At 45.3% G+C, this 24,357-nt stretch carries 18 protein-coding genes; 13 read left to right on the forward strand and 5 right to left on the reverse strand.

The window, feature by feature from the left end; translation table 11 throughout:
• Nucleotides 1-79: 79 nt before the first annotated feature.
• The 5 genes from yfaE to ubiG form a co-directional block, all read right to left on the reverse strand.
• A complete protein-coding gene (gene yfaE, locus M0C34_RS06960) occupies nucleotides 80-367 on the reverse strand; it encodes a class I ribonucleotide reductase maintenance protein YfaE (protein ID WP_248714911.1) in 288 nt (95 codons plus the stop codon).
• Nucleotides 367-1,497 (reverse strand): class Ia ribonucleoside-diphosphate reductase subunit beta, encoded by a 1,131-nt coding sequence (nrdB, locus tag M0C34_RS06965; protein WP_248714912.1) that lies wholly within the window; start codon nucleotides 1,495-1,497, stop codon nucleotides 367-369. The genes yfaE and nrdB overlap by 1 nt, the downstream gene beginning before the upstream one ends.
• A gap of 49 nt (nucleotides 1,498-1,546) precedes the next feature.
• Complete coding sequence (gene nrdA / locus M0C34_RS06970; RefSeq protein WP_248714913.1) at nucleotides 1,547-3,832, reverse strand: class 1a ribonucleoside-diphosphate reductase subunit alpha; 2,286 nt, start codon at nucleotides 3,830-3,832, stop codon at nucleotides 1,547-1,549.
• Nucleotides 3,833-4,120: 288 nt separating this feature from the next.
• The gene (gph, locus tag M0C34_RS06975) at nucleotides 4,121-4,795 is read right to left on the reverse strand and encodes a phosphoglycolate phosphatase (protein ID WP_248714914.1); all 675 of its coding nucleotides are present in this window, start codon (nucleotides 4,793-4,795) and stop codon (nucleotides 4,121-4,123) included.
• A complete protein-coding gene (gene ubiG, locus M0C34_RS06980; RefSeq protein ID WP_248714915.1) occupies nucleotides 4,788-5,519 on the reverse strand; it encodes a bifunctional 2-polyprenyl-6-hydroxyphenol methylase/3-demethylubiquinol 3-O-methyltransferase UbiG in 732 nt (243 codons plus the stop codon). The genes gph and ubiG overlap by 8 nt, the downstream gene beginning before the upstream one ends.
• A 204-nt stretch (nucleotides 5,520-5,723) precedes the next feature.
• Here ubiG and gyrA point away from each other — a divergent pair, with 204 nt between their 5' ends.
• The 13 genes from gyrA (at nucleotide 5,724) to M0C34_RS07045 (ending at nucleotide 24,296) form a co-directional block, all read left to right on the forward strand.
• Entirely contained in the window at nucleotides 5,724-8,453 is a 2,730-nt protein-coding gene (gene gyrA, locus M0C34_RS06985) for a DNA topoisomerase (ATP-hydrolyzing) subunit A (protein ID WP_248714916.1), read from the forward strand.
• Nucleotides 8,454-8,563: 110 nt separating this feature from the next.
• Entirely contained in the window at nucleotides 8,564-9,652 is a 1,089-nt protein-coding gene (gene serC, locus M0C34_RS06990; protein WP_248714917.1) for a 3-phosphoserine/phosphohydroxythreonine transaminase, read from the forward strand.
• Between the two features lie 9 nt (nucleotides 9,653-9,661).
• Nucleotides 9,662-10,771 carry a histidinol-phosphate transaminase gene (gene hisC, locus M0C34_RS06995; RefSeq protein ID WP_248714918.1) on the forward strand — a complete coding sequence of 370 codons (1,110 nt, stop codon included), beginning with the start codon at nucleotides 9,662-9,664 and terminating at the stop codon, nucleotides 10,769-10,771.
• Nucleotides 10,772-10,787: 16 nt separating this feature from the next.
• The gene (gene aroA, locus M0C34_RS07000; RefSeq protein ID WP_248714919.1) at nucleotides 10,788-12,068 is read left to right on the forward strand and encodes a 3-phosphoshikimate 1-carboxyvinyltransferase; all 1,281 of its coding nucleotides are present in this window, start codon (nucleotides 10,788-10,790) and stop codon (nucleotides 12,066-12,068) included.
• Between the two features lie 155 nt (nucleotides 12,069-12,223).
• On the forward strand, nucleotides 12,224-13,450 hold the full coding sequence (locus tag M0C34_RS07005) for an EAL and HDOD domain-containing protein (RefSeq protein WP_248714920.1): 1,227 nt from the start codon (nucleotides 12,224-12,226) through the stop codon (nucleotides 13,448-13,450).
• 246 nt (nucleotides 13,451-13,696) lie between these two features.
• Complete coding sequence (locus tag M0C34_RS07010) at nucleotides 13,697-15,889, forward strand: EAL domain-containing protein (protein ID WP_248714921.1); 2,193 nt, start codon at nucleotides 13,697-13,699, stop codon at nucleotides 15,887-15,889.
• Between the two features lie 71 nt (nucleotides 15,890-15,960).
• Nucleotides 15,961-16,305: a flagellar hook-basal body complex protein FliE gene (gene fliE / locus M0C34_RS07015; protein WP_248714922.1), complete on the forward strand. Its 345-nt coding sequence runs from the start codon at nucleotides 15,961-15,963 to the stop codon at nucleotides 16,303-16,305.
• An 18-nt stretch (nucleotides 16,306-16,323) separates the two neighbouring features.
• A complete protein-coding gene (gene fliF / locus M0C34_RS07020; protein WP_371923119.1) occupies nucleotides 16,324-18,042 on the forward strand; it encodes a flagellar basal-body MS-ring/collar protein FliF in 1,719 nt (572 codons plus the stop codon).
• Complete coding sequence (gene fliG, locus M0C34_RS07025) at nucleotides 18,032-19,066, forward strand: flagellar motor switch protein FliG (protein ID WP_248714924.1); 1,035 nt, start codon at nucleotides 18,032-18,034, stop codon at nucleotides 19,064-19,066. The genes fliF and fliG overlap by 11 nt, the downstream gene beginning before the upstream one ends.
• A 3-nt stretch (nucleotides 19,067-19,069) precedes the next feature.
• A complete protein-coding gene (gene fliH, locus M0C34_RS07030; RefSeq protein WP_248714925.1) occupies nucleotides 19,070-20,098 on the forward strand; it encodes a flagellar assembly protein FliH in 1,029 nt (342 codons plus the stop codon).
• A complete protein-coding gene (fliI, locus tag M0C34_RS07035) occupies nucleotides 20,076-21,422 on the forward strand; it encodes a flagellar protein export ATPase FliI (RefSeq protein WP_248714926.1) in 1,347 nt (448 codons plus the stop codon). Before fliH ends, fliI begins: the two co-directional genes overlap by 23 nt.
• Nucleotides 21,423-21,489: 67 nt before the next feature.
• Nucleotides 21,490-21,936 carry a flagellar export protein FliJ gene (gene fliJ, locus M0C34_RS07040; RefSeq protein ID WP_248714927.1) on the forward strand — a complete coding sequence of 149 codons (447 nt, stop codon included), beginning with the start codon at nucleotides 21,490-21,492 and terminating at the stop codon, nucleotides 21,934-21,936.
• 95 nt (nucleotides 21,937-22,031) lie between these two features.
• A complete protein-coding gene (locus M0C34_RS07045; RefSeq protein WP_248714928.1) occupies nucleotides 22,032-24,296 on the forward strand; it encodes a flagellar hook-length control protein FliK in 2,265 nt (754 codons plus the stop codon).
• Nucleotides 24,297-24,357 lie beyond the last annotated feature (61 nt).

Raw genomic sequence — 24,357 nt, forward strand, 5'->3', positions numbered from 1 at the left:
TCATTAAGCGTAAAACTGAAGGTCTTATTCACAGTATAGCCCAAGCATTGCCAGCCATGCTCGCAATGTTTGGAGGGATTTAGGCTATTTTTTGTTTTACAGGGGGTAACTCTGCGAGCTCAACAGTGCCTTTGGGCTTGCTGCAACAACTGAGTATTTGGCCTTGCGGGATGTTCGCTAAAGGCGTGTGGCTGTATTCCACTTCGCCTTTCACTAAGGTGGTTCGGCAGGCGCCACAAACACCTTCACGACAGTGGTACTCTGGGGTAAAACCAGCTTGCTCGTAGGCCTCTAAAATGCTTTTGTGGTGGCCATCTACGACCACCTCAATACCACCTGCAATAACTCGCCCTTCTTGTTGAGACATTACAGTTCAAAGTCCTCAAAATCATCTACGTGGATACTAGAGTCAATTTGGCCCACTAGGTAAGAACTTATTTCAGCTTCTTGCGGTGCTACCTGTACGTTGTCAGAGACTAACCAAGAATTAATCCAAGGGATCGGATTGCTACGATCTTCGAAGCAAGGTAATAAGCCAACACCTTGCATACGACTATTAGTAATATATTCAACGTATTGGCACAGTATTTCTTCGTTCAGACCAATCATTGAACCATCTTTAAATAGATACTTGGCCCATTGTTTTTCTTGCTCTGCTGCATCGGTAAACATACGCCACGCTTCTACTTCACACTCGGCAGCAATTTCGGCCATTTCTGGATCGTCTTTACCTTCGCGCATTAAGTTGATCATGTGCTGGGTGCCGGTAAGGTGCAAGGCTTCGTCACGGGCAATCAGTTTGATGATTTTGGCATTGCCTTCCATGAGCTCTCGCTCGGCAAAAGCAAATGAACAAGCAAAGCTTACGTAGAAGCGTATCGCTTCTAAAACGTTTACCGACATCAAACATAGATAAAGCTTTTTCTTTAGCTCGCGAATAGTGATGTTGTGGATTGTGCCATCAACTTCATGCTGACCTTCACCGTGTAAATGGTAAATAGACGTGGCTTGAATCAGGTCATCATAGTAACCGGCAATATCGTTAGCGCGTTTGATAATTTCTTCATTTTGCATGATGTCATCAAACACTTCACCAGGATTACCCATTACATTACGAATAATATGGGTATATGAACGTGAGTGAATAGTTTCACTAAAGGCCCACGTTTCTATCCAGGTTTCTAGCTCTGGCAAACTCACCAAAGGCAGCAAGGCGACATTAGGCGAGCGCCCTTGAATGCTGTCTAATAGGGTTTGGTACTTTAAGTTACTGATAAAAATATGCTGCTCGTGAGCCGGTAACTTATTGTAATCAATTCGATCTCGGCTGACGTCTACTTCTTCTGGACGCCAGAAAAAAGACAGTTGTTTTTCGATTAGTTTTTCGAAAATTTCATGACGCTGTTGGTCATAACGGGCCACGTTTACCGGCTGCCCAAAGAACATTGGCTCTTTAGTGGCATCGTTGGCTTCTAGTGTGAAAATTGAGTAGCTCATCTACATTTTTCCTAAACATTCATGTTGCGCTAGAGCGCGTAAACTTGGCTTAAATCTTACATGCACCGCCAGCGCAATCATCGTCTTCTGGCTCTGGTTTCATGTTGTCATGTTGATCACTAGCACCGTCTCGGGTGTTATGGTAATACAGCGTTTTAACCCCGTATTTATAGGCGGTTAGCAAGTCGGCAATCAGCGTTTTCATTGGTACACGGTTGCCTTCAAAACGCGATGGGTCATAGTTTGTGTTGGCCGAGATGCTTTGGTCTACAAATTTTTGCATTAAACCAACGAGTTGTAAGTAACCGTCGTTATTGGGAATGTCCCACAATAACTCATAGTTGTCTTTAACGTTTTCAAAATCAGGAACCACTTGCTTAAGAATACCGTCTTTGCTGGCTTTAACACTAATGAAACCACGCGGTGGCTCAATGCCATTGGTTGCGTTAGAAATTTGGCTTGAAGTCTCTGATGGCATCAGCGCTGACAAGGTTGAATTGCGTAAGCCATGGGTGGTGATTTCGTTGCGCAGCTCTTCCCAGTCATAATGTAGCGGCTCGTTGCTCAGCGTATCCAATGACTTCTTATAAGTGTCGATAGGTAAAATACCCTGCGAATAAGTGGTCTCGTTGAACATTGGGCAAGCGCCTTGTTCTTTGGCTAAGCGCATAGAGGCTTTCAATAACCAGTATTGAATCGCTTCAAAAGTACGGTGGGTCAGGTTATTGGCACTACCATCACTGTACTTGGTGCCATTTTTAGCTAAGTAGTAGGCATAGTTAATCACACCAATACCAAGCGTACGGCGGCCATCAGAGCCTTTTTTAGCCGCTAATATTGGGTAATCTTGGTAATCTAATAAGCTGTCTAAAGCACGTACCGCTAAATCTGATAACTCTTCAAGCTCATCCAGGTTTTCAATCGCACCTAAATTAAAGGCTGAGAGGGTACACAAGGCAATTTCACCATTCTCATCGTGTACATGCTGTAATGGTTTAGTTGGCAGGGCGATTTCTAAACATAGGTTAGATTGGCGCACTGGCGCTTGTACTGGGTCAAATGGGCTGTGAGTATTACAGTGGTCGACGTTTTGAATGTAAATACGACCAGTAGAGGCGCGCTCTTGCATTAGCAGTGAGAATAGCTCAACCGCTTTAATCGACTGTTTACGAACGTTTGAGTCTTGTTCGTATTGCACATACAAACGTTCAAACTCGTCTTGGTCTTGGAAGAAGGCATCGTAAAGGCCAGGCGCATCACTTGGCGAGAATAGGGTGATGTTTTCACCTTTTACCAAGCGCTGGTACATCAATTTGTTTAGCTGCACACCGTAGTCCATGTGACGAACTCGGTTATCGTCTACACCACGGTTATTTTTAAGTACTAATAACGATTCTACTTCTAAATGCCAAAACGGGTAGAAGATAGTGGCTGCACCACCGCGAACGCCGCCTTGCGAACAACATTTTACTGCCGTTTGGAAGTATTTATAAAAAGGGATACAGCCGGTGTGGAAGGCTTCACCACCGCGTATTTCACTGCCCAAGGCGCGAATGCGACCAGCATTGATACCAATGCCTGCACGTTGCGACACGTAGGTAACAATAGAAGACGCCGTTGCGTTTATAGACTCTAAGCTATCGCCACATTCAATCAGTACACAAGAGCTGAATTGACGCGTAGGGGTACGTACACCTGACATAATCGGTGTAGGTAATGAAATTTTAAACTTCGAGGTCGCATCATAAAAACGACGAATGTACTGCAAGCGTACCGATTTGTCGTAATGGGCAAACAAACAAGCGGCTACCAGAATATAGAGAAATTGCGCACTCTCGTAAATTTCACCGCTTACTCGGTTCTGAACCAAGTATTTGCCTTCTAATTGCTTAACGGCACCGTAAGAGAAGTCCATATCACGCCAGTGATCGATAAAATCATCCATTTGGGCAAACTCTTCAGGCGTGTAGTCTTTCAGCAAGTGCATGTCGTAGCGACCTGCTTCACACTGTTTTACCACATGGTCGTACAGTTTCGGTGGCTCAAATTGGCCATAGGCTTTTTTACGCAAGTGGAATACCGCTAAACGCGCGGCTAAAAATTGGTAGTCTGGCGTTTCTTGCGAGATTAAATCGGCTGCAGATTTAATAATGGTTTCATGAATATCTTTAGTGGCCATCCCCGAATAGAACTGAATGTGTGACTTAAGCTCTACTTGCGATACCGATACATTATTAAGCCCTTTAGCGGCCCAAGTTATCACTCGGTGGATCTTGTCTAAGTTGATCGCTTCTTGTTTACCGCTTCGTTTGGTTACCAGTAGATCTTTATTCATGAAGGGGGGGCCTATTATCCTAATTTCGCTATTGCTTATCTAGTTGCTCTGTTTTTCTTTAGCCACTAGATATAGTGTTTTTTACATTTATGGATACAAGATAATGAGGTTTTGGCTTTTAAGCAAGATCTAGGAAAAGTGTAAAAATTGTGTATAACTTGCAGATAACTCATGAATGTTAGTGACCACTAACTAGCTATCGGTATGTGTTAAACAGCTGGCACCAATGCAAGGTTTTTTTCACGATTTTTTAGCCGAAAAAATTATTTTTATAAAACTTGAACTTGCTTACAAATCATTCAACCAGTCGCTTATTGTTTGCTCGAGTTGCTCACTTTTTTGACAATGTAAATCGGCCGCCCAGTCATCCGTTTTATCGTGCGCTGAAATGTAGCCCCATAAGGCTAATAGCGTTGTCATATTGGTGTTATTACCCGCTGCAATATCTCGTTCAGCGTCACCAACATACAAACAGTTGTTTGGCTCAACGGCGATGTTTTTACAAGCCAGCAGCATCGGTTCAGGATCCGGTTTGCGCTGAGCAATAGTGTCGCCACCGACCAATACGCCGCACTGCGCAAATTCAGGGAAATAAGCCAGCAATTGTTTACTTAAGCCTTCCGGCTTATTGGTGACCACGCCCCAAGGAATAGCGCGTTGATTGAGTAGTTGCAGTGCTTCTTTTATGCCGGGGAAGAAATCTGTGCCTTCACATATGTGCTGTTGATAGTAATCGAGCAGCTGTTGGCGCAATTCTGTTTGGGCTTGGCTAGCCCAATCGTCGCCAAAGCCGGCTTTTAATAAGCCAATGGCGCCATGAGAACTGAGTTCTCTCGCTTGCGCTAGGCTAAGAGGTGCTCGTTGGTATTGGGCTAACACATAGTTTGCCGCTGCGCCTAAATCAGGCGCGGTATCTAATAAAGTTCCATCTAAGTCAAACAACACCGCGGCTTGTTTATTCATGGTTTTGCTCCGGCTTGGCTAACTGCACCATATAATTCACATCAACATTGGTGCTTAAGCTAAAGCTTTCAATAATCGGCAAAAACTGTACCCCGCTAATGGCTTCTGAGCGCAATCCATTTTGATCAGCCCAAGCCAGTAATTCTGAAGGACGAATGAACTTGTCATGCTGGTGAGTACCATTAGGCACTATCTTCAATAGTTTCTCGGCCGCTAGAATCATATAAAGGTAGGCTTTGGGAGTACGGTTAATGGTTGAAACAAAGATTTTCCCGCCGGGTTTCACCAGTTGCGCACACGCCGCAATCACCGAGCCTGGATCGGGCACGTGTTCAATCATCTCCATACAAGTAATTACGTCATAAGTGGCCGCGTGAGTGTCGGCATGGGCTTCAGCCGTGGTTTGCAGATAACGTAACTGGGTGCCTGTTTCTAAGGCATGCAGTTTGGCCACTTCTATTTGTTCTTTCCCCATATCGATGGCTGTGACATCTGCGCCGCGTACCGCCATGCTCTCGGCTAAAATGCCGCCGCCACAACCAATGTCCAGCACTTTCTTGCCAAATAAGCCAACCGAACCACGTTCAATATAGTCAAGTCGTAGCGGATTGATTTGATGCAGGGTTTTGAATTCACCTTGCTTATCCCACCAACGCGAGGCTAAACCCGCAAAATGAGCAATCTCTTGGTGGTCAACATTTTCGCTTGTATTGCGCTGTTCCATTATTTTATCAATCCACGTCACTATTTATAGGCATTATATGAACTTGTGAATCGCAGTCACAAGCTTTTGTTCAATTCTGGTGTTTTTTCGTTTTTCTAATAGAAAAGAGCGACATCAGGCCTGTTAAGGTCGCTATTTTATGGTAAAGTTTGCGATTACGCTGAGTATTTGTAAAAAGCAATAAAACGAAGGATTTTGTCGTCTATGAGCGATCTTGCAAAAGAGATTACGCCGGTCAATATTGAGGATGAACTAAAGAGTTCATATCTTGATTATGCCATGAGCGTTATTGTGGGGCGTGCCTTGCCGGATGTACGTGATGGTTTAAAACCAGTACACCGTCGGGTGCTATTCGCAATGAACGTACTGGGAAATGATTGGAACAAACCCTATAAAAAGTCTGCCCGTGTGGTAGGTGATGTAATTGGTAAATATCACCCACATGGTGATAGTGCTGTTTACGATACGATTGTTCGCATGGCGCAGCCATTTTCGCTGCGATACATGTTAGTTGACGGTCAAGGTAACTTTGGTTCGGTTGATGGCGATTCTGCTGCGGCAATGCGTTATACCGAAATCCGTATGGATAAGTTAGCCCATTCATTACTGGCTGACTTAGAAAAAGAAACCGTTGATTTTGTACCAAACTACGATGGTACTGAGCAAATTCCTGAAGTATTGCCAACCCGAGTGCCTAATTTATTAGTTAACGGTTCTTCTGGTATTGCGGTAGGCATGGCGACTAACATCCCACCACACAACTTAACCGAAGTGGTTAATGGTTGTTTGGCGATGATAGAAAAACCAGATATTAGTATCGACGAGTTGATGGAGTATATTCCTGCTCCTGATTTCCCAACCGCCGGTATTATTAATGGTCGAGCTGGCATTATTCAGGCTTACCACACTGGTCGCGGTAAAGTATCTATTCGCTCAAAAGCAGAAGTGGTTACCGATAAAAACGGTAAAGAAACCATTATTGTTCACGAGATCCCCTACCAGGTGAACAAAGCTCGCTTAATCGAAAAAATGGCCGAGCTGGTAAAAGATAAGAAATTAGAAGGTATTTCAGCATTACGTGACGAGTCAGATAAAGACGGTATGCGTATTGTGGTTGAGCTTAAGCGCGACGCAGTGGGCGAAGTGGTACTAAATAACTTGTACTCACAAACCCAAATGCAGGTGTCTTTTGGTATGAATATGGTGGCGCTTGATAACGGCCAGCCTAAGATATTCAACCTGCAAGAGATGATCGAATGTTTCATTCGTCACCGCCGCGAAGTAGTGACACGCCGAACCGTATTTGAATTACGTAAGGCCCGTGACCGTGCCCACATCCTTGAAGGCCTAGCGATTGCACTGGCTAACATCGATGAAATTATTGAGCTAATTAAAACCTCTCCAACGCCCGCTGAAGCAAAAGCTGCCTTGGTCGCGAAGGGTTGGGACCTCGGTGCTGTATCGGCGATGCTAGAACGCGCCGGTGACGACGCCGCTCGCCCAGATTGGTTAGAAGCCGAGTTTGGTATTCGTGATGGTCAGTACTTCATTACGCCTACTCAAGCACAAGCTATTCTAGATTTACGTTTACACAAGTTAACCGGTCTAGAACACGAAAAAATCATCAGCGAATATAAAGAGCTGTTAGATCTTATCGCAGAATTACTGCACATCTTAAATACGCCTGAGCGTTTGATGGAAGTCATTCGAGATGAGCTAATTGCAGTTCGAGAACAATTTGGTGATGAGCGTCGCACTGAAATCTCAGCAAACAGCTCTGATTTATCAATTGAAGACTTAATTAACGAAGAAGACGTGGTAGTAACCCTCTCTCACGAAGGCTACGTTAAGTACCAACCGCTTACTGAGTACGAATCTCAGCGTCGTGGTGGTAAAGGTAAAGCCGCCACTAAGATGAAGAATGAAGACTTCATCGAGAAGTTATTAGTGGCGAATACTCACGATACAGTATTGTGTTTCTCTACTGTTGGTAAAGTGTACTGGATGAAGGTATATCAATTGCCTCTTGCTAGTCGCCAAGCCCGTGGCAAGCCAATTGTTAACTTACTACCGTTAACTGAAGATGAGCGTATTACCGCGATTCTGCCGGTACGTGAGTACGAAGAAGACAAGTTCATCTTGTTTGCAACCGCTAATGGCACGGTTAAGAAAACCCCACTTACCGCGTTCAAACGTCCATTATCAAGCGGTATCCGCGCGATTAACCTAAACGATGATGACCGATTAATTGGTGTAGACATTACTGACGGTAACAACGAAGTTATGTTGTTCTCTGACGCAGGTAAAGTGGTTCGCTTTAACGAGAAGCAACGCGATAGCGAAACCGGCGCCGTGAAACTTGACCCAGAAACTGGCGAAGAGTTATTGGCTTTACGCCCAATGGGACGTACTGCAGCAGGTGTTCGTGGTATTTCTCTCGACGCAGGTCAAAAAGTGGTGTCGCTAATTGTACCAAACGGTGATGGTGATATTCTAACCGCCACTGAAAATGGTTATGGTAAGCGTACGCGACTTGAAGAGTACCCAGCTAAGAGCCGTGCAACCAAAGGTGTGGTCTCTATCAAAGTGAGTGACCGCAACGGCTTGGTAGTCGGTGCTGTTCAGGTTACTGAAGCGCAAGAAATGATGCTGATTACCGACGCGGGCACCTTAGTGCGTACTCGAGTCAACGAAGTATCATTGGTAGGCCGTAATACTCAAGGTGTTACTTTAATTCGTACCTCTGAAGAAGAGAAAGTGGTGGGCTTACAGCGCATCGACGAGATTGAAGAGCCAGAGTTAGACGAACTAGCCGAAGGTGAAGTGGCCGACGCAGAAGGCACTGCAGAAGCAGAATCTAGCCCAAGCAGTGGTGAAGAGCCTGCAGCTGGCGGTGATGAAGCTGCTAGCAGTGACCCCGAACCAGAAGAATAGTAAAAAAGTAATAAAAACAACGGGCGGCTTTTAGCCGCTCGTTTTTGTTTTAAAAACAATATACGAACCACAAAAGTGGTCGCACACAACATATTAGTAAGAGATTTAACATGGATAAAATTTACAATTTTTGTGCAGGTCCTGCCATGTTACCTGAAGCTGTAATGCAACAAGCACAAGCAGAGTTTTGTGATTGGCAGGGGCTAGGTGTATCAGTAATGGAAGTCAGTCATCGCGGTAAAGAATATATCGCCATGGCCGCACAAGCCGAGCAAGACTTACGTGATTTACTCGATATCCCAGATAACTATAAAGTGTTGTTTTGCCAAGGTGGTGGGCGTGGTCAGTTTGCCGCAGCTCCACTCAATTTATTGGGTGAGAAAACATCTATTAGCTTTATTACTACCGGCCAGTGGTCTAAAAGCGCGGTAGCCGAAGGAGAAAAACACGCAGATGCCAAAGTGTTCGATGCCTTAAAGACTGACGAAAACGGTCAGGTAGCGGTTAAAGCAAGCGCTGAATGGCAACTAGATCAAGACGCCGCCTATGTGCATTATTGCCCCAATGAAACCATTGAAGGCATCGCTATTGATGAAATCCCAGACGTCGGTGACATGGTATTGGTAGGGGATTTCTCATCAACCATATTGTCGCAACCCATTGATGTAAGCAAATTTGGCCTTATTTACGCAGGGGCGCAAAAAAACATTGGCCCATCTGGCTTAGCCATTGCCATTGTGCGTGAAGACTTATTAGATAAAGCACACCCATTAACGCCAAATATCTTTAACTACAGCTTGTTGGCTGGCAGCGACTCTATGTTTAATACGCCGCCAACTTACTCATGGTATTTGGCGGGCTTAGTCTTTAAATGGTTAAAGGCACAGGGCGGATTAACCGCGATGGCCGAAAAGAACGCTGCCAAAGCAGAGCTACTGTATTCATTTATTGATGGTAGCGATTTCTACCAAAATAATGTTGCAGCTGAAAACCGTTCTAAAATGAATATTCCTTTCCGATTGGCTAACAGCGAGCTAGATGCTGCGTTTTTAGCTGAATCTGCGGCTGCAGGACTCGTCACGCTAAAAGGCCATCGTATTGTAGGCGGCATGCGCGCCAGTATATATAACGCGATGCCCATTGAAGGGGTACAAGCTTTAGTGGCCTTCATGGATGATTTTGCTAAGCGTAATAGCTAAGGATAAAACATGAGTTGTGATTTTCAGGCCTTAGCGAACGAGGGTATTCAAGGATTACGCCCTTACCAAGCAGGTAAACCTACTGATGAATTAGAGCGCGAGCTAGGCATTAGCGATATTGTTAAATTGGCCTCTAATGAAAACCCAACAGGGATGAGCCCAAAAGCAAGCGTGGCTATCGAACAAGCGGTGGCAGAATTAACGCGCTACCCAGACTCCAATGGTTTTTATTTAAAGCAAGCCTTGGCGGATAAATACCAGCTGTCGGCTGAGCAATTTACCTTAGGTAATGGCTCTAACGATGTATTAGATTTAATTGCTCGAGTATTTGTTAGCCCTGAGCACGAAGTGATTTTCTCACAGCATGCTTTTGTGGTGTATCCTATCGTTACTCAAGCGATTGGTGCTAAAGCGGTTGTGGTACCGGCTAAAAATTGGGGCCACGATTTAACCGCCATGACTGAGGCAATAAGCGACAAAACGCGTTTAATATTCATCGCGAACCCGAATAATCCAACCGGAACTTTTCTCACCAGTGAAGCGCTATATGGCTTTATGCAGCGTGTTCCCGAAAATGTAGTGGTGGTGCTTGATGAAGCATATTACGAGTATTTGTCGGTCGAAGAACAAGCGCCATCAACCGCTTGGCTGAGTGAATTTGCTAATTTGGTGATTACTCGTACATTTTCTAAAGCCTATGGCTTAGCTGGCTTGCGTGTGGGGTATGCAATTTCAACCCCACAGATAGCTGACTTACTTAATCGATTACGCCAACCTTTTAACGTTAATAGCTTGAGCTTAGTGGCGGCGGTCGCAGCCTTAGACGATCAGCAGTATTTGCAGCAGAGTGTCGATTTAAATCAGCAAGGTTTAGCTAAGTTAAGCGTCTTCTTTAGCGACAACAAGATTACTTTTATCCCGTCTAAAGGTAATTTTATCAGCTTTTTAGCGCCAGATGGCGATGCCGAAGCACTCTATCAGCAGTTGTTGCATAAGGGTGTGATTGTACGCCCTGTTGGGCCTTACCAAATGCCGGGTTATTTGCGGGTAAGTATTGGCACTGAGCAAGAAAATCAAACCTTTATTCAAGCATTAAGCCAGCTTATTGGCACTAAATAAGTAGAGAACTCGAAACATGGAACAACTAACCTTACAGCCTATTTCGCGTATTAATGGTGAAATTAATCTACCAGGCTCAAAGAGCGTATCAAACCGTGCTTTGTTGTTAGCCGCCTTAGCTGAAGGCGAAACAGTATTAAGTAACCTGCTTGATAGTGACGACATCCGTCACATGCTAAACGCGCTAAAGAAATTGGGTGTTAACTACCAATTGTCTGAAGACCGTAGTCGCTGCACAGTAAATGGCTTAGGCCGTGCATTTCAGCTTGAACAAGCCGCAGAGCTGTTTTTGGGTAACGCTGGTACAGCAATGCGCCCGCTATGTGCAGCCTTGTGCTTGAGCCAAGGCGAGTTCACTTTAACCGGTGAACCGCGCATGGAAGAGCGACCAATAGGCGCTTTAGTCGATGCATTACGTCAAGTAGGCGCAAAACTCACTTACTTAAAAAATGAGGGCTATCCGCCGCTTAAGATCAGTGGTACTGGCTTGCAGGGCGGTAAGGTTGATATCGATGGTTCGGTATCAAGTCAGTTTTTAACGGCCTTTCTTATGGCCGCACCTTACGCTAAGCAAGACATCGAGATTTCGATTGTCGGTGATTTGGTGTCTAAACCCTACATTGATATCACCTTAAAGATGATGGCAGCTTTTGGGGTTGAGGTTGAAAACGATAATTATCAGCGGTTTGTGGTTAAAGGTCAGCAAGTTTACCGTGGCGCGGGTGAGTTTTTAGTTGAAGGTGACGCCTCGTCGGCTTCTTACTTCTTGGCCGCTGGTGCGATTAAAGGCGGTGAAGTTAAAGTGACCGGCGTTGGCAAAAAGTCGATGCAAGGCGATGTATTGTTTGCTGATGTGCTAGCGGCGATGGGGGCAGACATCGAATGGGGAGACGACTATATTATCGCTCGCCGCGGTGAATTAAGTGCCGTAGATATGGACATGAACCATATCCCTGATGCGGCTATGACCATTGCCACTACAGCATTGTTTGCTAAGGGTACAACCTGTATCCGAAATGTGTACAACTGGCGTGTTAAAGAAACCGATCGTTTAGCGGCGATGGCGACAGAATTGAGAAAAGTGGGCGCGACAGTGGTTGAGGGGCATGACTTTATTGAAGTGACCGCACCACAGAAACTGAACCATGCGGCGATTGATACTTACGACGATCACCGTATGGCTATGTGTTTTTCTTTAGTGGCTTTAAGCGATACCGCGGTAACGATTAATGATCCGAAATGCACATCTAAAACTTTTCCCGATTATTTTGATCGCTTGCAACAACTTAGCGAATAAATAAGTCGATAATTACTAGTAACTTAGTTAATCTTAAAAGAGTCACAGTGTGACTCTTTTTTTTCATCCGTGTTTTGACCCAAGTATCACTGGGTTTAAAAATAAATAGGCAAAAAGCCAATACTAAAACACGGCAAAAACGGTAACTAATAACTATGAATGTATATACTGCGCGCCAAGCGATATTTGATCGCCGGCAGCGAGTTGTCGCCTATGAATTGCTTTTTAGAGATGGCCCAGAGAACGTATTTCCGGATATTGACCCTCATGAAGCGACCTCTAAGCTTATTGTTCGAACCCAGCTTAATGATGGCTTAAAGGCGATAACCCAAGGTAAGCCTGCTTTAATCAACTTTTCTGAAGAAAGCCTACACTCTGAGATCATCAAGTTACTGCCCTATAAACAGGTAGTGATTGAAATTCTTGAAACCGTCAAACCCAGTGAAAAATTGTACAAGCGCTGTCAATCGCTGTTTCATCGTGGCTACCGATTAGCATTCGACGACTTTGTCTACAAAGATGAATGGGAACCTTACCTAAAATTTATTCGCTTAATTAAAGTGGATATTCAACGAACGCCTTTCGAGCAGCTTGAGAGTTTATTTGCGGCGGTTAAAAAGCGAAAGAATATTAAATTATTAGCTGAAAAAGTTGAAACCCAACAAGAGTATTTAAAAGCGTCAGAGTTAGGTTTTAATTTCTTTCAAGGTTATTATTTTTGTAAGCCTGAGATGCAGTTGTCAAAGGATCTTGACGCTAGCTACCTGATGATTTCTCGTTTATTTTATGCCGCAACCAAAGAAGATGTTAATGTCAGCGAGGTGGTACGTTACTTTGAACGTGACACGGGCTTAACCTATAAGTTATTACGTTTTGTTAACTCCGGTAATTTACCTATTATTGACGATATAACGTCAATAAAACAAGCGGTTGTGTATATTGGTAATGCTCAGTTACGCAAGTTAGTCGCCTTGTTAGCCAGTGCTATGTCGGTGAGTCATAAACCGAGAGAGTTAGTACGAATGTCGGTGCATAGAGCGCGCTTTTGTGAGCTAGTGGCGATGCGTAAATCGCCAGCCATGCGTGAAGCTGCGTTCTTGTGTGGTTTGTTTTCTTTGCTCGATGCTATTTTAGATAAACCGCTTTATGACTTGTTGTACAGTTTACCTTTAGACCAAGAAATCAGAGATGCTTTGTGCAGTGAGCAGCCATCGATATTAAGGTCAATGTTGTTAACCATTAAGTCTTATGAGCAGGGGCATTGGTATTTAACTGAACGTTTAGCTGTGCAGTTGCGAATGGACTATAGCCAAGTTGAACAATTGAATTTGCAAGCGCTGCTATGGAGTGAGCAATACCAGTCGATGATCGCTTCCGGTTAGTGAAGAACGTGGGTTTTTGGACTGACCTGCCAGTTTTGTGAGTTGAATGCTCATTTACCTAAGTTTTAGTGTATTTTGTTGAGTTCAAATCAAATTAAGATACGAGTGAGTTTGTTAATATTTCTCTCGATAAATTGTACTTGGCCCGAAGAACGCCAAGACAGTGGTATTTTTTAGGAGCTAAATAGTTTGCGGTTGTGCCTCGTTAAAATTTTAACGTTGCTAGTGGTAGGTTGCTGTTGGTCATTGAGCGTTCATGCTTATATTGTCAATGCGAATGAATATCAATGGCTTGAAGATAATCCAAAGGTGAAAGTTGCGGTCATTGCCGACAGCCTACCTTTGGAATATGTCGACGATGCTGGCATTCCGCAAGGTTATGCAGTAGAAGTGCTAAATCAACTTGCTTTTCAAACCCGTTTAAAACTTGAATACAAAATCTTTGCTAGCGTATCTGAAGCTATTTTGGCTTTACAGCAAGGTAAAGTGGATATGCTTAGCAACGCCAGCAATCACCGACGGCTCAATCCTTTTGTTCGTTATACCCAAACCACTTGGAGTCAACCTCTAGCCTTATTCCAGCCTTTGGATAAAGCCCGTTTTTCTGATATGCAGCAGTTTTCTGGGCAAGCTGTGGCGGTGGTATCTGGAAGTAGCGCCCATGAAGCATTGTTAACGTTTTACCCCAGTGTAGAGCTTTTGTTATATCCCACTTTGATCGAGGCTATTCGCTCGGTGGCCGAACAACAAGCCGTTGCCTTAGTGGCTGGTAGCGATGAAGTTGCCGCGCATTTGCGCGCCATGCCGCAATGGCGGCTACAGCAAGCGGTCGAGTTGGCACCGTCATTGCCGCACCAATTTGCTATTCGCGATGACTGGGGACCTTTAGTTACCCTCTTCAATCGCAGTATTAATTCTCAAGAAGCTAATTTTACTGAGCAAAGCTATCATCGCTGGCAAGCTTATGCTGCACCTCATAAACAGGCTTCGTTGTTCTCCTATTGGTGGTTTTTGGGCGTGCTGTTAGTTGCGGCTATAACGGCGTCTATTACTCTGCTGGTTCGACAGCAGCTTAGCCGAGCAAGCCATAAAAACCTGCTACTACGAGAGCAATTAGATTATTGGAAAAACCATGATGAAGTCACCGGTTTACCTAATCGACGCCAAATCACGCGATTAATTACCAATTGGCTAGATGACGCAATGCCTTTGTCGGTGTTGATGTTCGATTTTCCGCGACAAAACGAAGTGTTTGAAAACTTTGGTCAGCGTTTAGGCGAGGTCACCAAAGAAGCCTATGCCAAGCGAGTACAAAAAAGCCTAAAGAAACACTATCCTGATGCGCAATTAGCCTACTGGTACCATCATTACTTTGTGGTGGTAGTGCCACAAATAAATAAAGATAAAGAGGTTATTGAGATTGCCAAGCAGATCGTTCAAAGCTGTCGGGGTTGGTTGCGCTTAGAACAACTGCAATTATTGACGCGTTGCCATGTTGGCTATAGCGCCTATCACCCTCGCCGAGAAGCCTTGCACAGCGACACGCTATTAGCTAATACCTTTACCGCCCTGAACCATGCCGTTAAGACAGGGGCGAGCATTTGTCGCTATCATCCAGATTTGAGTCAAGCGGGTTTGGTCAAATTGACCTTAGAGTCGAAATTGCGAAAAGCGATTGGTAATAACGAATTAGAGTTATATTTTCAGCCTCAATATTGCTTAAAAACAAACACTATCGTTGGCGCAGAAGTGCTGTTGCGTTGGTTTACTGCCGATGGCGCCATCTCTCCCGATGAATTTGTACCGGTAGCCGAAGAAACAGGCTTAGTGCTACAACTGGATAAATGGGTATTTCAAAACGCGATGCGCTTTATGGCGCGATACGCTAATCAGTTACCCGAGGGTTTTAAACTGTCAGTGAATTTTTCAGCGAGTACCGTGTCTTTGGGCCACGCAGAGAAAATCGCGATTAGTTATGCTCGCCAATGGCAAGTTAACCCCCAACGTATCTGCATCGAAATTACCGAATCCGCGATGATGGAGCAACCCTTAGAAGCAAAAGCCAGTATTCAACGAATGCGTGATGCTGGCTTTGGTATCGCGATTGACGATTTTGGTACGGGTTACTCATCAATGGCTTATCTAAAACATCTGCCCGTTACCATTTTGAAAATTGACCGTGCTTTTGTGGTTGGTTTAGAAGACAATCTATCTGATCAACATATTGTCAAAGCAATGGTTATGATAGCCCGTAGTATGAAGTATCAAGTGTTGATCGAAGGGATTGAAACCCAAACCCAAGCTAATCTAGCGTCGGTCATGGGCTGTGAGCAAGCGCAAGGTTATTTCTTCGCTAGACCTCAGCCAGAAAAAGATTTTGTTAATCATTACCTCCTAAAAACACGGGCCAAAGAGAACCTTCGACTCGTCGTTAACTAATCTTGGCGCGCCTTTTGCTTTTCCCTACATAACATAGACAAATGCCATTAATCTGGCGGTAGAGGGAAATCATGAGAATAGAGTCAGCAAACTTGTTTAGCGAACTCCAATCAATGGCCGGTGAAATGAAACCCGCTGGTATTGCTCAAGATATTGGCCAAGCAAATAGCCCCTTAGGTGTTTCTAAAGTAAACAGTGACTTTGGCAGCCTGTTAAGCGACGCGATTAATAACGTAAATAGCCATCAATCGAAGGCTAATGAGTTACGTACACGTTTTGATTTAGGCGATCACAGCGTGAGTATTGGTGATGTGATGATCGCCGCCCAAAAATCCAGCGTTGCTTTTGATGCAACGGTTCAGGTAAGAAATAAATTTGTTGATGCATACAAAGAAATCATGTCTATGCCGGTTTAATTTGGCTAGGAAATTAAGATGGCAAGCGAAGGAAGTAACGCAATGAGTCAAGAACCCGCACTATTAGGTTCAGGTGCAGAAGCTGATAGTTTAGAAGCAACAGAGCAGCAAAGTTCAGCATTGTCATTCTTGAGCAATGGCGACGTACTGCGCCAAATCATTATGATTTTGGCCTTAGCGATTTGTCTGGCCATGGCGGTATTTTTACTCATGTGGGCGAAAGAGCCAGAAATGCGTCCCTTGGGCAGTATGACGACCCCTGAGTTGGTCGAAACCTTAGACTTTTTAGATCTATCGAAAATCCCCTATACCATCGAAGGCAATACCGTATTGGTTAATGCCGAGCAATATCAAGATATTAAACTCAAACTACGTCGCTCTGGTTTAACTGAGTCAACCCCTGGCGGCGAACAAATCCTACTGAACGATATGGGCTTTGGTGTTAGCCAGCGTTTAGAAGGCGAGCGCTTAAAGCTTAGCCGTGAACGTCAATTAGCCACTGCCATCGAGCAAATGAACTCCGTGAGTAACGCTCAGGTGCTACTAGCGATACCTAAAAGCAACGTATTTGCCCGCCGGGAGCAAAAACCTTCGGCGACTGTGGTGGTTAATTTAAGAAGTAGTAACGGCTTAAAGCAGGAAGAAATTGACTCGATCGTAGATATTGTTGCTTCAGCAGTGCAGGGCTTAATACCAAGCCGAGTCACAGTTACAGACCAAAATGGTCGCCTACTAAACTCCGGTAGCCAAGACCCTCTATCCTCTCGTACCCGTAAAGAGTTTGAGATGGAGCGTAAGCGCGAGAGTGAATACAAAGACAAAATTGATTCGATTATGATTCCGGTGGTTGGCATTGGTAATTACACCGCGGAAGTGGATGTCACCTTAGATTTCACCTCGGTAGAGCAGACCCAAAAGCGTTTCAACCCTGATTTACCAGCGGTTCGCAGTGAATATACCATTGAAGATAATAATATTGGCGCTGGCGCTATTGGCATTCCAGGAGCATTAACCAATCAACCTCCTGTTGCCGCCGATATTCCTGAGCAAGCGGGAGGCGCAAATGCGCAAGCTCAAACGGGCAGTAGTCATAAAGAGTCAACGCGAAACTATGAATTAGATACCACCATTAGCCATACTCGTTCACAGGTGGGTGTAGTAAGGCGCTTAAGTGTTTCAGTGGCTTTAGATTACAACAGTCAAGTTTCTGACGCGGGAGAAACCACGCGTGAACCGCGTAACGCTGAGCAAATTGCCAGTATTCGTCGCTTGCTACAGGGTGGCGTTGGTTTCAACTTGAGTCGAGGTGATACTTTAGAAGTGGTCAGTGTACCGTTCTCAAGACCAGAGATTTTTACCGAAGCTGATTTGCCTGTTTGGGAGCAAGCTTGGTTTTGGCGGGCGATGCGTATAGCGGCTAGTGTATTAGTACTGATCGTATTGATTGTCGCGGTTGTTAGACCAATGCTTAATCGTATTTTGGCCAATGGTGAAGACTCTGAACATGCAGAAACCGATTTAGACGCTGCACTAGCCGCTTACGAAAATGATGATGACTTACAGTTAATTTCAGCTGACAATACCGAAGTAGATTTTGGTATACGCGATGGACAGCTGAAATTACCAGACTTACATAAAGATGAAGATATGCTGAAAGCCGTTCGTGCACTGGTGGCTAATGAGCCTGACCTAGCGGCAATGGTGATTAAAGATTGGGTAATTAACGATGCCAAATGATGACGAAATCAACCCAGAAGAAGTTTTGGGAGATATGAATGGTATTGAGCGCGCAGCGATTTTAATGCTGAGCCTCAATGAAGATGATGCGGCGACTATATTCCGCCATCTAGAGCCAAAACAAGTTCAACGCTTAGGTATGGCGATGGCCTCGTTAGAGGATTTTTCTCACGAGCGGGTGGTAGCAGTACACCGTTTGTTTATTGATGATATCCAAAAATACACCAACATCGGTATTGGTAGCCAAGACTTTGTGCGTAAAGCGCTTACCGCCGCCTTGGGTGAAGACCGAGCGTCTAGTTTGGTTGACCAAATTATCATGGGCAGTGGAGCCAAGGGTCTCGATTCATTAAAATGGATGGACGCTCGCCAAGTCGCCAACATTATTCAAAACGAACACCCTCAAATTCAAACCATCGTATTGTCTTACTTAGAAGCAGAGCAATCTGCCGAAATTATGTCGCAGTTCCAAGACAAAGTGCGTTTGGACTTGATGATGCGTATTGCTAACTTAGAAGAAGTTCAACCAGCAGCATTAACCGAATTGAACGAAATCATGGAGAAACAGTTCGCTGGCCAAGCTGGCGCTCAAGCAGCCAAAATGGGCGGCTTGAAAGCAGCGGCTAATATCATGAACTTCCTAGATACCAATATGGAAGGCATGTTAATGGACTCAATTCGCGAGAGCGATGAAGAAATGGCTCAACAAATTCAAGATCTTATGTTTGTCTTTGAGAATTTGGTGGACATTGATGACCGCGGCATTCAAACCTTGTTACGAGATGTTCCCGGCGAGCTATTGCAAAAAGCGCTTAAAGGGGCAGATGACGGACTTAAAGATAAGATCTTTAACAACATGTCTAAACGTGCAGCGGAAATGCTCAAGGACGATTTGGAAGCCATGGGGCCAATTAAAGTCAGTGAAGTTGAAACCGCCCAAAAAGAAATCTTATCTATTGCTCGCCGTCTCTCTGAAGCCGGAGAGATTATGATAGGCGGTGGTGGTGGGGATGAGTTCTTATAAACCATGACTGAACACGATAAACAAGACGATGCTGAGCCATCCTCATCCATTCCAGAGCAGCAAACAAATACTGCTAATGACTTAATGGACGATGACGATATTGCCGCGCTGTTAGAGCAAACTCAGCAACCACCCGCTGACCAAGCAGCAGCCGCTGACAATGATGCGGATACACCAGTATCCACTGATCAGCAAGCAGCCATCGATGACATGTTAGCCGATGTCGGCCAACAAGCTGCGCCAGCCAGTGAGCCTAGCCAAGAGGACGATATCGCCTGGCCTCTGCCAGATTTTACCGAGGTAAAACAAGAGGTCAAAGATCCCGCCAGTAACGCCTTCAATATGAAACCGGCTTGGTTCAGTGAAGAGCCTGTTGAGCAAGAGCCTGAAATCCACTTTGAGCCGATGACCATTGAAGAGTTAGAGGCGCTGCGCCAGTCGGCCTATGAAGAAGGTTTTGCAGAAGGCAAAGAAGAAGGACATAAGCAAGGTTTAGTCAGCGGTCACGAAGAGGGGTTAGCGCAAGGTATCCTTCAAGGTCAGCAAGAAGGCTTAAGCAAAGGCTTAAACGAGGGGCAGCAGCAAATTGATGAGTTGAGTGCAAATTGGTCTAGCCTGATTGGACAACTTCATCAACCGAATCGCCAAATAGACGATGAAGTTGAGCAACAAGTGCTTGATTTAGCCATGAAGCTGGCCGCAGAAATTGTCCAAGTCGAGTTAGTGACTAACCCCGACGTGATCATTAAAACGGTTAAACAAGCCGTTGAAGCATTGCCCCTGCAAAAACAGCATATTAGGATCCATCTTCATCCCGTTGATCTCGCTATTATCGAACAAGTATTTCCCGCTGATACTAGAGAGAAAAAACAATGGCAACTGTTAGCCGATGGCAGCCTTACCCAAGGTGATTGCCTCATTGAAAACGATCTTTCTTCGGTATCGGTCGACATGAATGAAGTGATCAAACAAAGCTTACAGTCTTTCATCCGTCAAAATGGCCAAAACGATGAAACTGAATCAACGACTTAAGCGGTATCAAACCCAGCATAGCCGCAATAAACCCACAGTGGCAGGCAAACTAACCCGTGTTGTGGGCCTAACGCTTGAAGCTGTAGGTTGTCGGGCTCCCTTAGGATCTTTGTGTTCGGTTGAAACCCTCGATGGCTTCTTAGAAGCTGAGGTAGTGGGCTTCTCTGGCGACAAATTATTTCTGATGCCTAGCGAGCAGTTAACCGGCGTTTTGCCGGGAGCCCGAGTCATCCCTATGCATGAAAATCATGGTGTACCGGTGGGTATGGAATTGCTCGGCAGGGTTATTGATGGGGTCGGAAAACCTTTAGATGGCTTAGGCGACATCGCCTGTAAACAAGTGACTAATTTAAGTTCTGTTCGGCTAAACCCGATGAGCAGAATGCCGATTAAAACGCCACTCGATGTGGGGGTACGCTCAATAAACTCGGTATTAACCGTTGGTCAAGGCCAGCGCATGGGCTTATTTGCCGGTTCAGGTGTCGGTAAAAGTGTTCTCATGGGCATGATGACTCGTGGCACGACAGCTGACGTGGTGGTGGTGGGCTTAATCGGTGAACGTGGCCGAGAAGTAAAAGAATTTATTGACGAAATCTTAGGTGAAGAAGGGCGCAAACGTGCCGTGGTGGTGGCGGCCCCAGCCGACGCATCACCGTTGATGCGCCTAAAAGGCTGTGATACCACATTGACCATTGCTGAGTATTTCCGCGACCAGGGACTCAATGTACTGTTGCTGATGGACTCGCTGACTCGTTATGCGCAAGCTCAACGTGAAATAGCCTTGGCTATTGGTGAACCGCCAGCGACAAAAGGCTATCCACCTTCGGTATTTGCTAAGTTACCTCGCTTGGTTGAACGCGCGGGTAATGGTGCTGAAGGGCAGGGATCAATCACTGCCTTCTTTACGGTGCTAACCGAGGGAGATGATTTACAAGATCCCATCGCCGATGCAGCCAGAGCGATTTTGGATGGCCACATTGTGTTATCACGAGAATTGGCAGATGCCGGCCATTATCCCGCGGTGGATATTGAAAAATCTATTAGTCGTGTCATGCCAGCGGTGACCAGCGACGGCCACCAACAATTGGCTCGCCAACTTAAATCACTCAATGCCTCCTACCAACAAAACCAAGACCTTATTGCCATTGGCGCTTATCAGCGCGGTGCCGATAAACGGATTGATTTAGCCATTGCCATGAAACCTCATATGGATCAGTTCTTGCAGCAAGAGATGAAAGAAGTGGTTGCATATGACGAAAGTCTGACGCGTATGGAACGAACCATGCAAATGGCAAATATCAACGCGCAAGGCCCGCTCAACTAACGGTTGGTTAAGGGGCGCTTGGCTTAGAATCATTTAGCTGTCTCAGGGTGTTATTTAGGAGTTGATCATGGCACGAAGAGCATTACATTTATTGGCCGAACGCCTACACGATCAAGAACAAGATGCGGCCAGAGAAATGGCCGAGGCGCAGCAACAGCTCGGTGAGTTTGAAGCGCAATTAGCCCACTTAGAACAATATCGACGCTCCTATCTTGATCAAGCTTTAGCTAAAGGTGTTGATGGATTTTATGCTGATAGCTTTCACCAATACCAAGTATTTATTCAAAAACTTGAACAAGCCAGTGTTCAGCAGGGTAAGAGCATTGAGCAGGTAAAGAAAAACGTGTTACTCAAGCGTAAACAATGGTTGGACTTGCAAGCAAAAAGGAAAGCCATGGAAATGCTGATAGCCAAACAAATAAAGTTACGAGAGCAACAACAAAGTCGCGAAGAACAAAAGCTACTGGACGAATACGCTTTGTATTCTCACTTGCGTGGTCAAGTGCAAGTTTAAGCTGCTGGCGCAAATATTGCTTTGTTTTGAAGCGAGCAGTTTAACTGCAGCTTCAATTAAAACTATAATGATAAATCGTAAAGGTAAGCAACAATATGGAATTATTGTTAACAGACACTGCAAATGCTAATCAATTCGGGTCACTTGATAGCACTTCCACTGCCTCTTCAGCAGAAGGAAAAGACTTTGCCAACATGGTCAAAGAGCTAGCGCTATTACCTAAAGCTGATAGCCCTTTACGTGCCGCAATAGAAAAACAATATAGCGCCGCTAACGCCAGTGATAGTAAGGCATCGCGCGTTTCTCCAAGGGCTCAAAGCCCTAGCGAATTGCTACAGCAGTTGGCTGAAGCAACGCAGATGGCCAAAGGTTTAGAGTCAGCCGAGCAAGCAGCAAACACAACCAGTGGCTTGGACCCTTTAGTCGATAGCATAGACATTGATGCAGACACCGGGCTTGAAGCGCAAGCTGATTCTGAAACCAAGCCAGAGCAAGCTTTGTTAGCGAGTAAAGCCGAGCTTAAAGCCGGTGAGGCAAGCGGCAGAGAATTGCCGCCAGTGGCTGCTGACAATAAACTAGCGCCCCATGTGCCGACGCAACAAGCGGAAATAGAGGCCAAAGCCAGCGCAAACAATCAAGTCACCGTCAACGCTGCTGAGGCAGACAATGGCCAGGTGCTTGAGGGGAAAGCTCTCGTTAAAGATGGTGCAATGCTTGAACAAGCTAGCGCGAATACCAGTGGCCAGGTGAGTCGTTCCAGTCAAGAAGCACAAGGTAATGGAGCACCTAGCCAATCATCAGAGGCTAAATCTGTTAGCGCAACAAGCGCGTTAATCCCCAATCACGCCAGCGTCACTAAAGATAGCGTAGAGACCAGTGGTAAAGCAGAACCCGGCCCAAACAGCGTACAGTTGGTGTCTAACAGTGTTTCCGCCGAAAATAAAAAGGGCGAAGGTTTGGCCGTGGCAGCAGAGCTTGTTACCACTAAACAGCACACTGACGCAGTGAAACGAGAGCAAGCTCCGTCTTTCACTAACGCTGAGCAGGTGGCGGTCAAAGGTGAAGATACACTAGAAACTAAAACAGGGCTGGGGCAAGACAGCTCAAAGTTAGCGGCTAATAAAGAAGCCTTACCCGTCGATGGACATCAAACGGGTAAATCGGCAGCGAATACTTTAGACGCTGACAAAACGCCTAAAAACGTCGATGGCGGTGAAGCCAATAAGCCAAAGGCTAGTGCCTTAGACGCTGAAAAATCACCCAAAACCGCCGATAACGCTAAGCAGCTAGAAGCTAATCAGAAGAAAGACATTGATGCTAGCCTTGCAAATAAAAGCCACTCAGAGAAGGCCAAACATAGTGCTGGTGACATATCAGGGAATAGCCAAACAACGGAGAACAAGCCTTCAGTGAGAGAGGGCGCTAATGAAAACAGAAGCCCAGCCAAAGTGGTCATCAACAATCCACCGTCTTCTGTAGAGCATAACGCTGCACAAACTGACGCAAAGACCGCTGCGACTAGCCAAACGCTTGAATCCAGCTCTGCCGTCACCAAAGAGCAAGTAGTGCTGTCGCAAGAGCCCAAATTAACGACTCAAGCCAATCACTCAAGTAGCCACAAAGCGAGCGCGGCTGAAGCAAACCAGTTTTCCGAAAAGTTAAGCAATATCTCGTCAGATGGCAGTAGCCCAGAGCAACATTCTAATCAGCAAGAAGGCAGCCATAGAGAACCCGGCCAACAAACTCAAGCTCAACCCGCTACTCTTGTCAATGCTTCTGAGGCGCCACGCCCGCAAGATCATCACAGCATTTTTCGGGCAGTATCTGGGGCCGACATCGCTAACCGAGCTGAGCTGTCAAATGAGGTCAGCTTAAAACAAGCACAGCAAGCTAATCAGGTGCTTGATAAAGATATTCAAATGAATCAGCGATTAAATCCAGCACACTATCAAGCCCCTGCAGAACTGAACCAACGGGTTCAATACATGCTTAGCCAAGGTATGCAAAAAGCGGAAATCCGCTTAGACCCAGCCGAACTTGGCAGTATGCACATTCGTTTACAAATGAATCAAGACCAACAAGTCTCAGTGCAAATTCAAGTACAAAACCCTCAAGCCAGAGAAGCGTTAGAGCAAACCATGCCTCGTTTACGAGAAATGTTGCAGCAACAGGGGATAGAATTAGGGCAGAGTCATGTTAATCAACAGCATCAAGGTGGCAGCTCTCAGCATGGGCAGGGTCAATCGGCCAGTGCCGGAATGGGCACAAATTTTGATGGAGTTGATGAATCAACTGAGCAAGACCTGAGCGCTTTGCTGGCAAACCAAGCAAATAGTGATGGGATTGACTTCTACGCTTAGATTATTTCATCGTGGCGCTGTTGAAGCGGCTCTTAACTATGTAATAATAAAAGCAGTTTAG

The sequence above is a fragment of the Agarivorans sp. TSD2052 genome, from assembly GCF_023238625.1.
In the GTDB taxonomy this organism is placed as follows: domain Bacteria; phylum Pseudomonadota; class Gammaproteobacteria; order Enterobacterales; family Celerinatantimonadaceae; genus Agarivorans.

What these genes read in the sequence shown, in the direction of transcription:
- fliF (WP_371923119.1), top strand. Translation starts at nt 16,324, where the DNA reads ATGGCAAGCGAAGGAAGTAACGCAATGAGTCAAGAACCCGCACTATTA.
- yfaE (WP_248714911.1), bottom strand. Translation starts at nt 367, where the DNA reads ATGTCTCAACAAGAAGGGCGAGTTATTGCAGGTGGTATTGAGGTGGTC.
- nrdA (WP_248714913.1), bottom strand. Translation starts at nt 3,832, where the DNA reads ATGAATAAAGATCTACTGGTAACCAAACGAAGCGGTAAACAAGAAGCG.
- ubiG (WP_248714915.1), bottom strand. Translation starts at nt 5,519, where the DNA reads ATGGAACAGCGCAATACAAGCGAAAATGTTGACCACCAAGAGATTGCT.
- fliH (WP_248714925.1), top strand. Translation starts at nt 19,070, where the DNA reads ATGACTGAACACGATAAACAAGACGATGCTGAGCCATCCTCATCCATT.
- M0C34_RS07045 (WP_248714928.1), top strand. Translation starts at nt 22,032, where the DNA reads ATGGAATTATTGTTAACAGACACTGCAAATGCTAATCAATTCGGGTCA.
- gyrA (WP_248714916.1), top strand. Translation starts at nt 5,724, where the DNA reads ATGAGCGATCTTGCAAAAGAGATTACGCCGGTCAATATTGAGGATGAA.
- serC (WP_248714917.1), top strand. Translation starts at nt 8,564, where the DNA reads ATGGATAAAATTTACAATTTTTGTGCAGGTCCTGCCATGTTACCTGAA.
- aroA (WP_248714919.1), top strand. Translation starts at nt 10,788, where the DNA reads ATGGAACAACTAACCTTACAGCCTATTTCGCGTATTAATGGTGAAATT.
- gph (WP_248714914.1), bottom strand. Translation starts at nt 4,795, where the DNA reads ATGAATAAACAAGCCGCGGTGTTGTTTGACTTAGATGGAACTTTATTA.
- fliG (WP_248714924.1), top strand. Translation starts at nt 18,032, where the DNA reads ATGCCAAATGATGACGAAATCAACCCAGAAGAAGTTTTGGGAGATATG.
- nrdB (WP_248714912.1), bottom strand. Translation starts at nt 1,497, where the DNA reads ATGAGCTACTCAATTTTCACACTAGAAGCCAACGATGCCACTAAAGAG.
- fliJ (WP_248714927.1), top strand. Translation starts at nt 21,490, where the DNA reads ATGGCACGAAGAGCATTACATTTATTGGCCGAACGCCTACACGATCAA.
- hisC (WP_248714918.1), top strand. Translation starts at nt 9,662, where the DNA reads ATGAGTTGTGATTTTCAGGCCTTAGCGAACGAGGGTATTCAAGGATTA.
- fliE (WP_248714922.1), top strand. Translation starts at nt 15,961, where the DNA reads ATGAGAATAGAGTCAGCAAACTTGTTTAGCGAACTCCAATCAATGGCC.
- M0C34_RS07005 (WP_248714920.1), top strand. Translation starts at nt 12,224, where the DNA reads ATGAATGTATATACTGCGCGCCAAGCGATATTTGATCGCCGGCAGCGA.
- fliI (WP_248714926.1), top strand. Translation starts at nt 20,076, where the DNA reads ATGAAACTGAATCAACGACTTAAGCGGTATCAAACCCAGCATAGCCGC.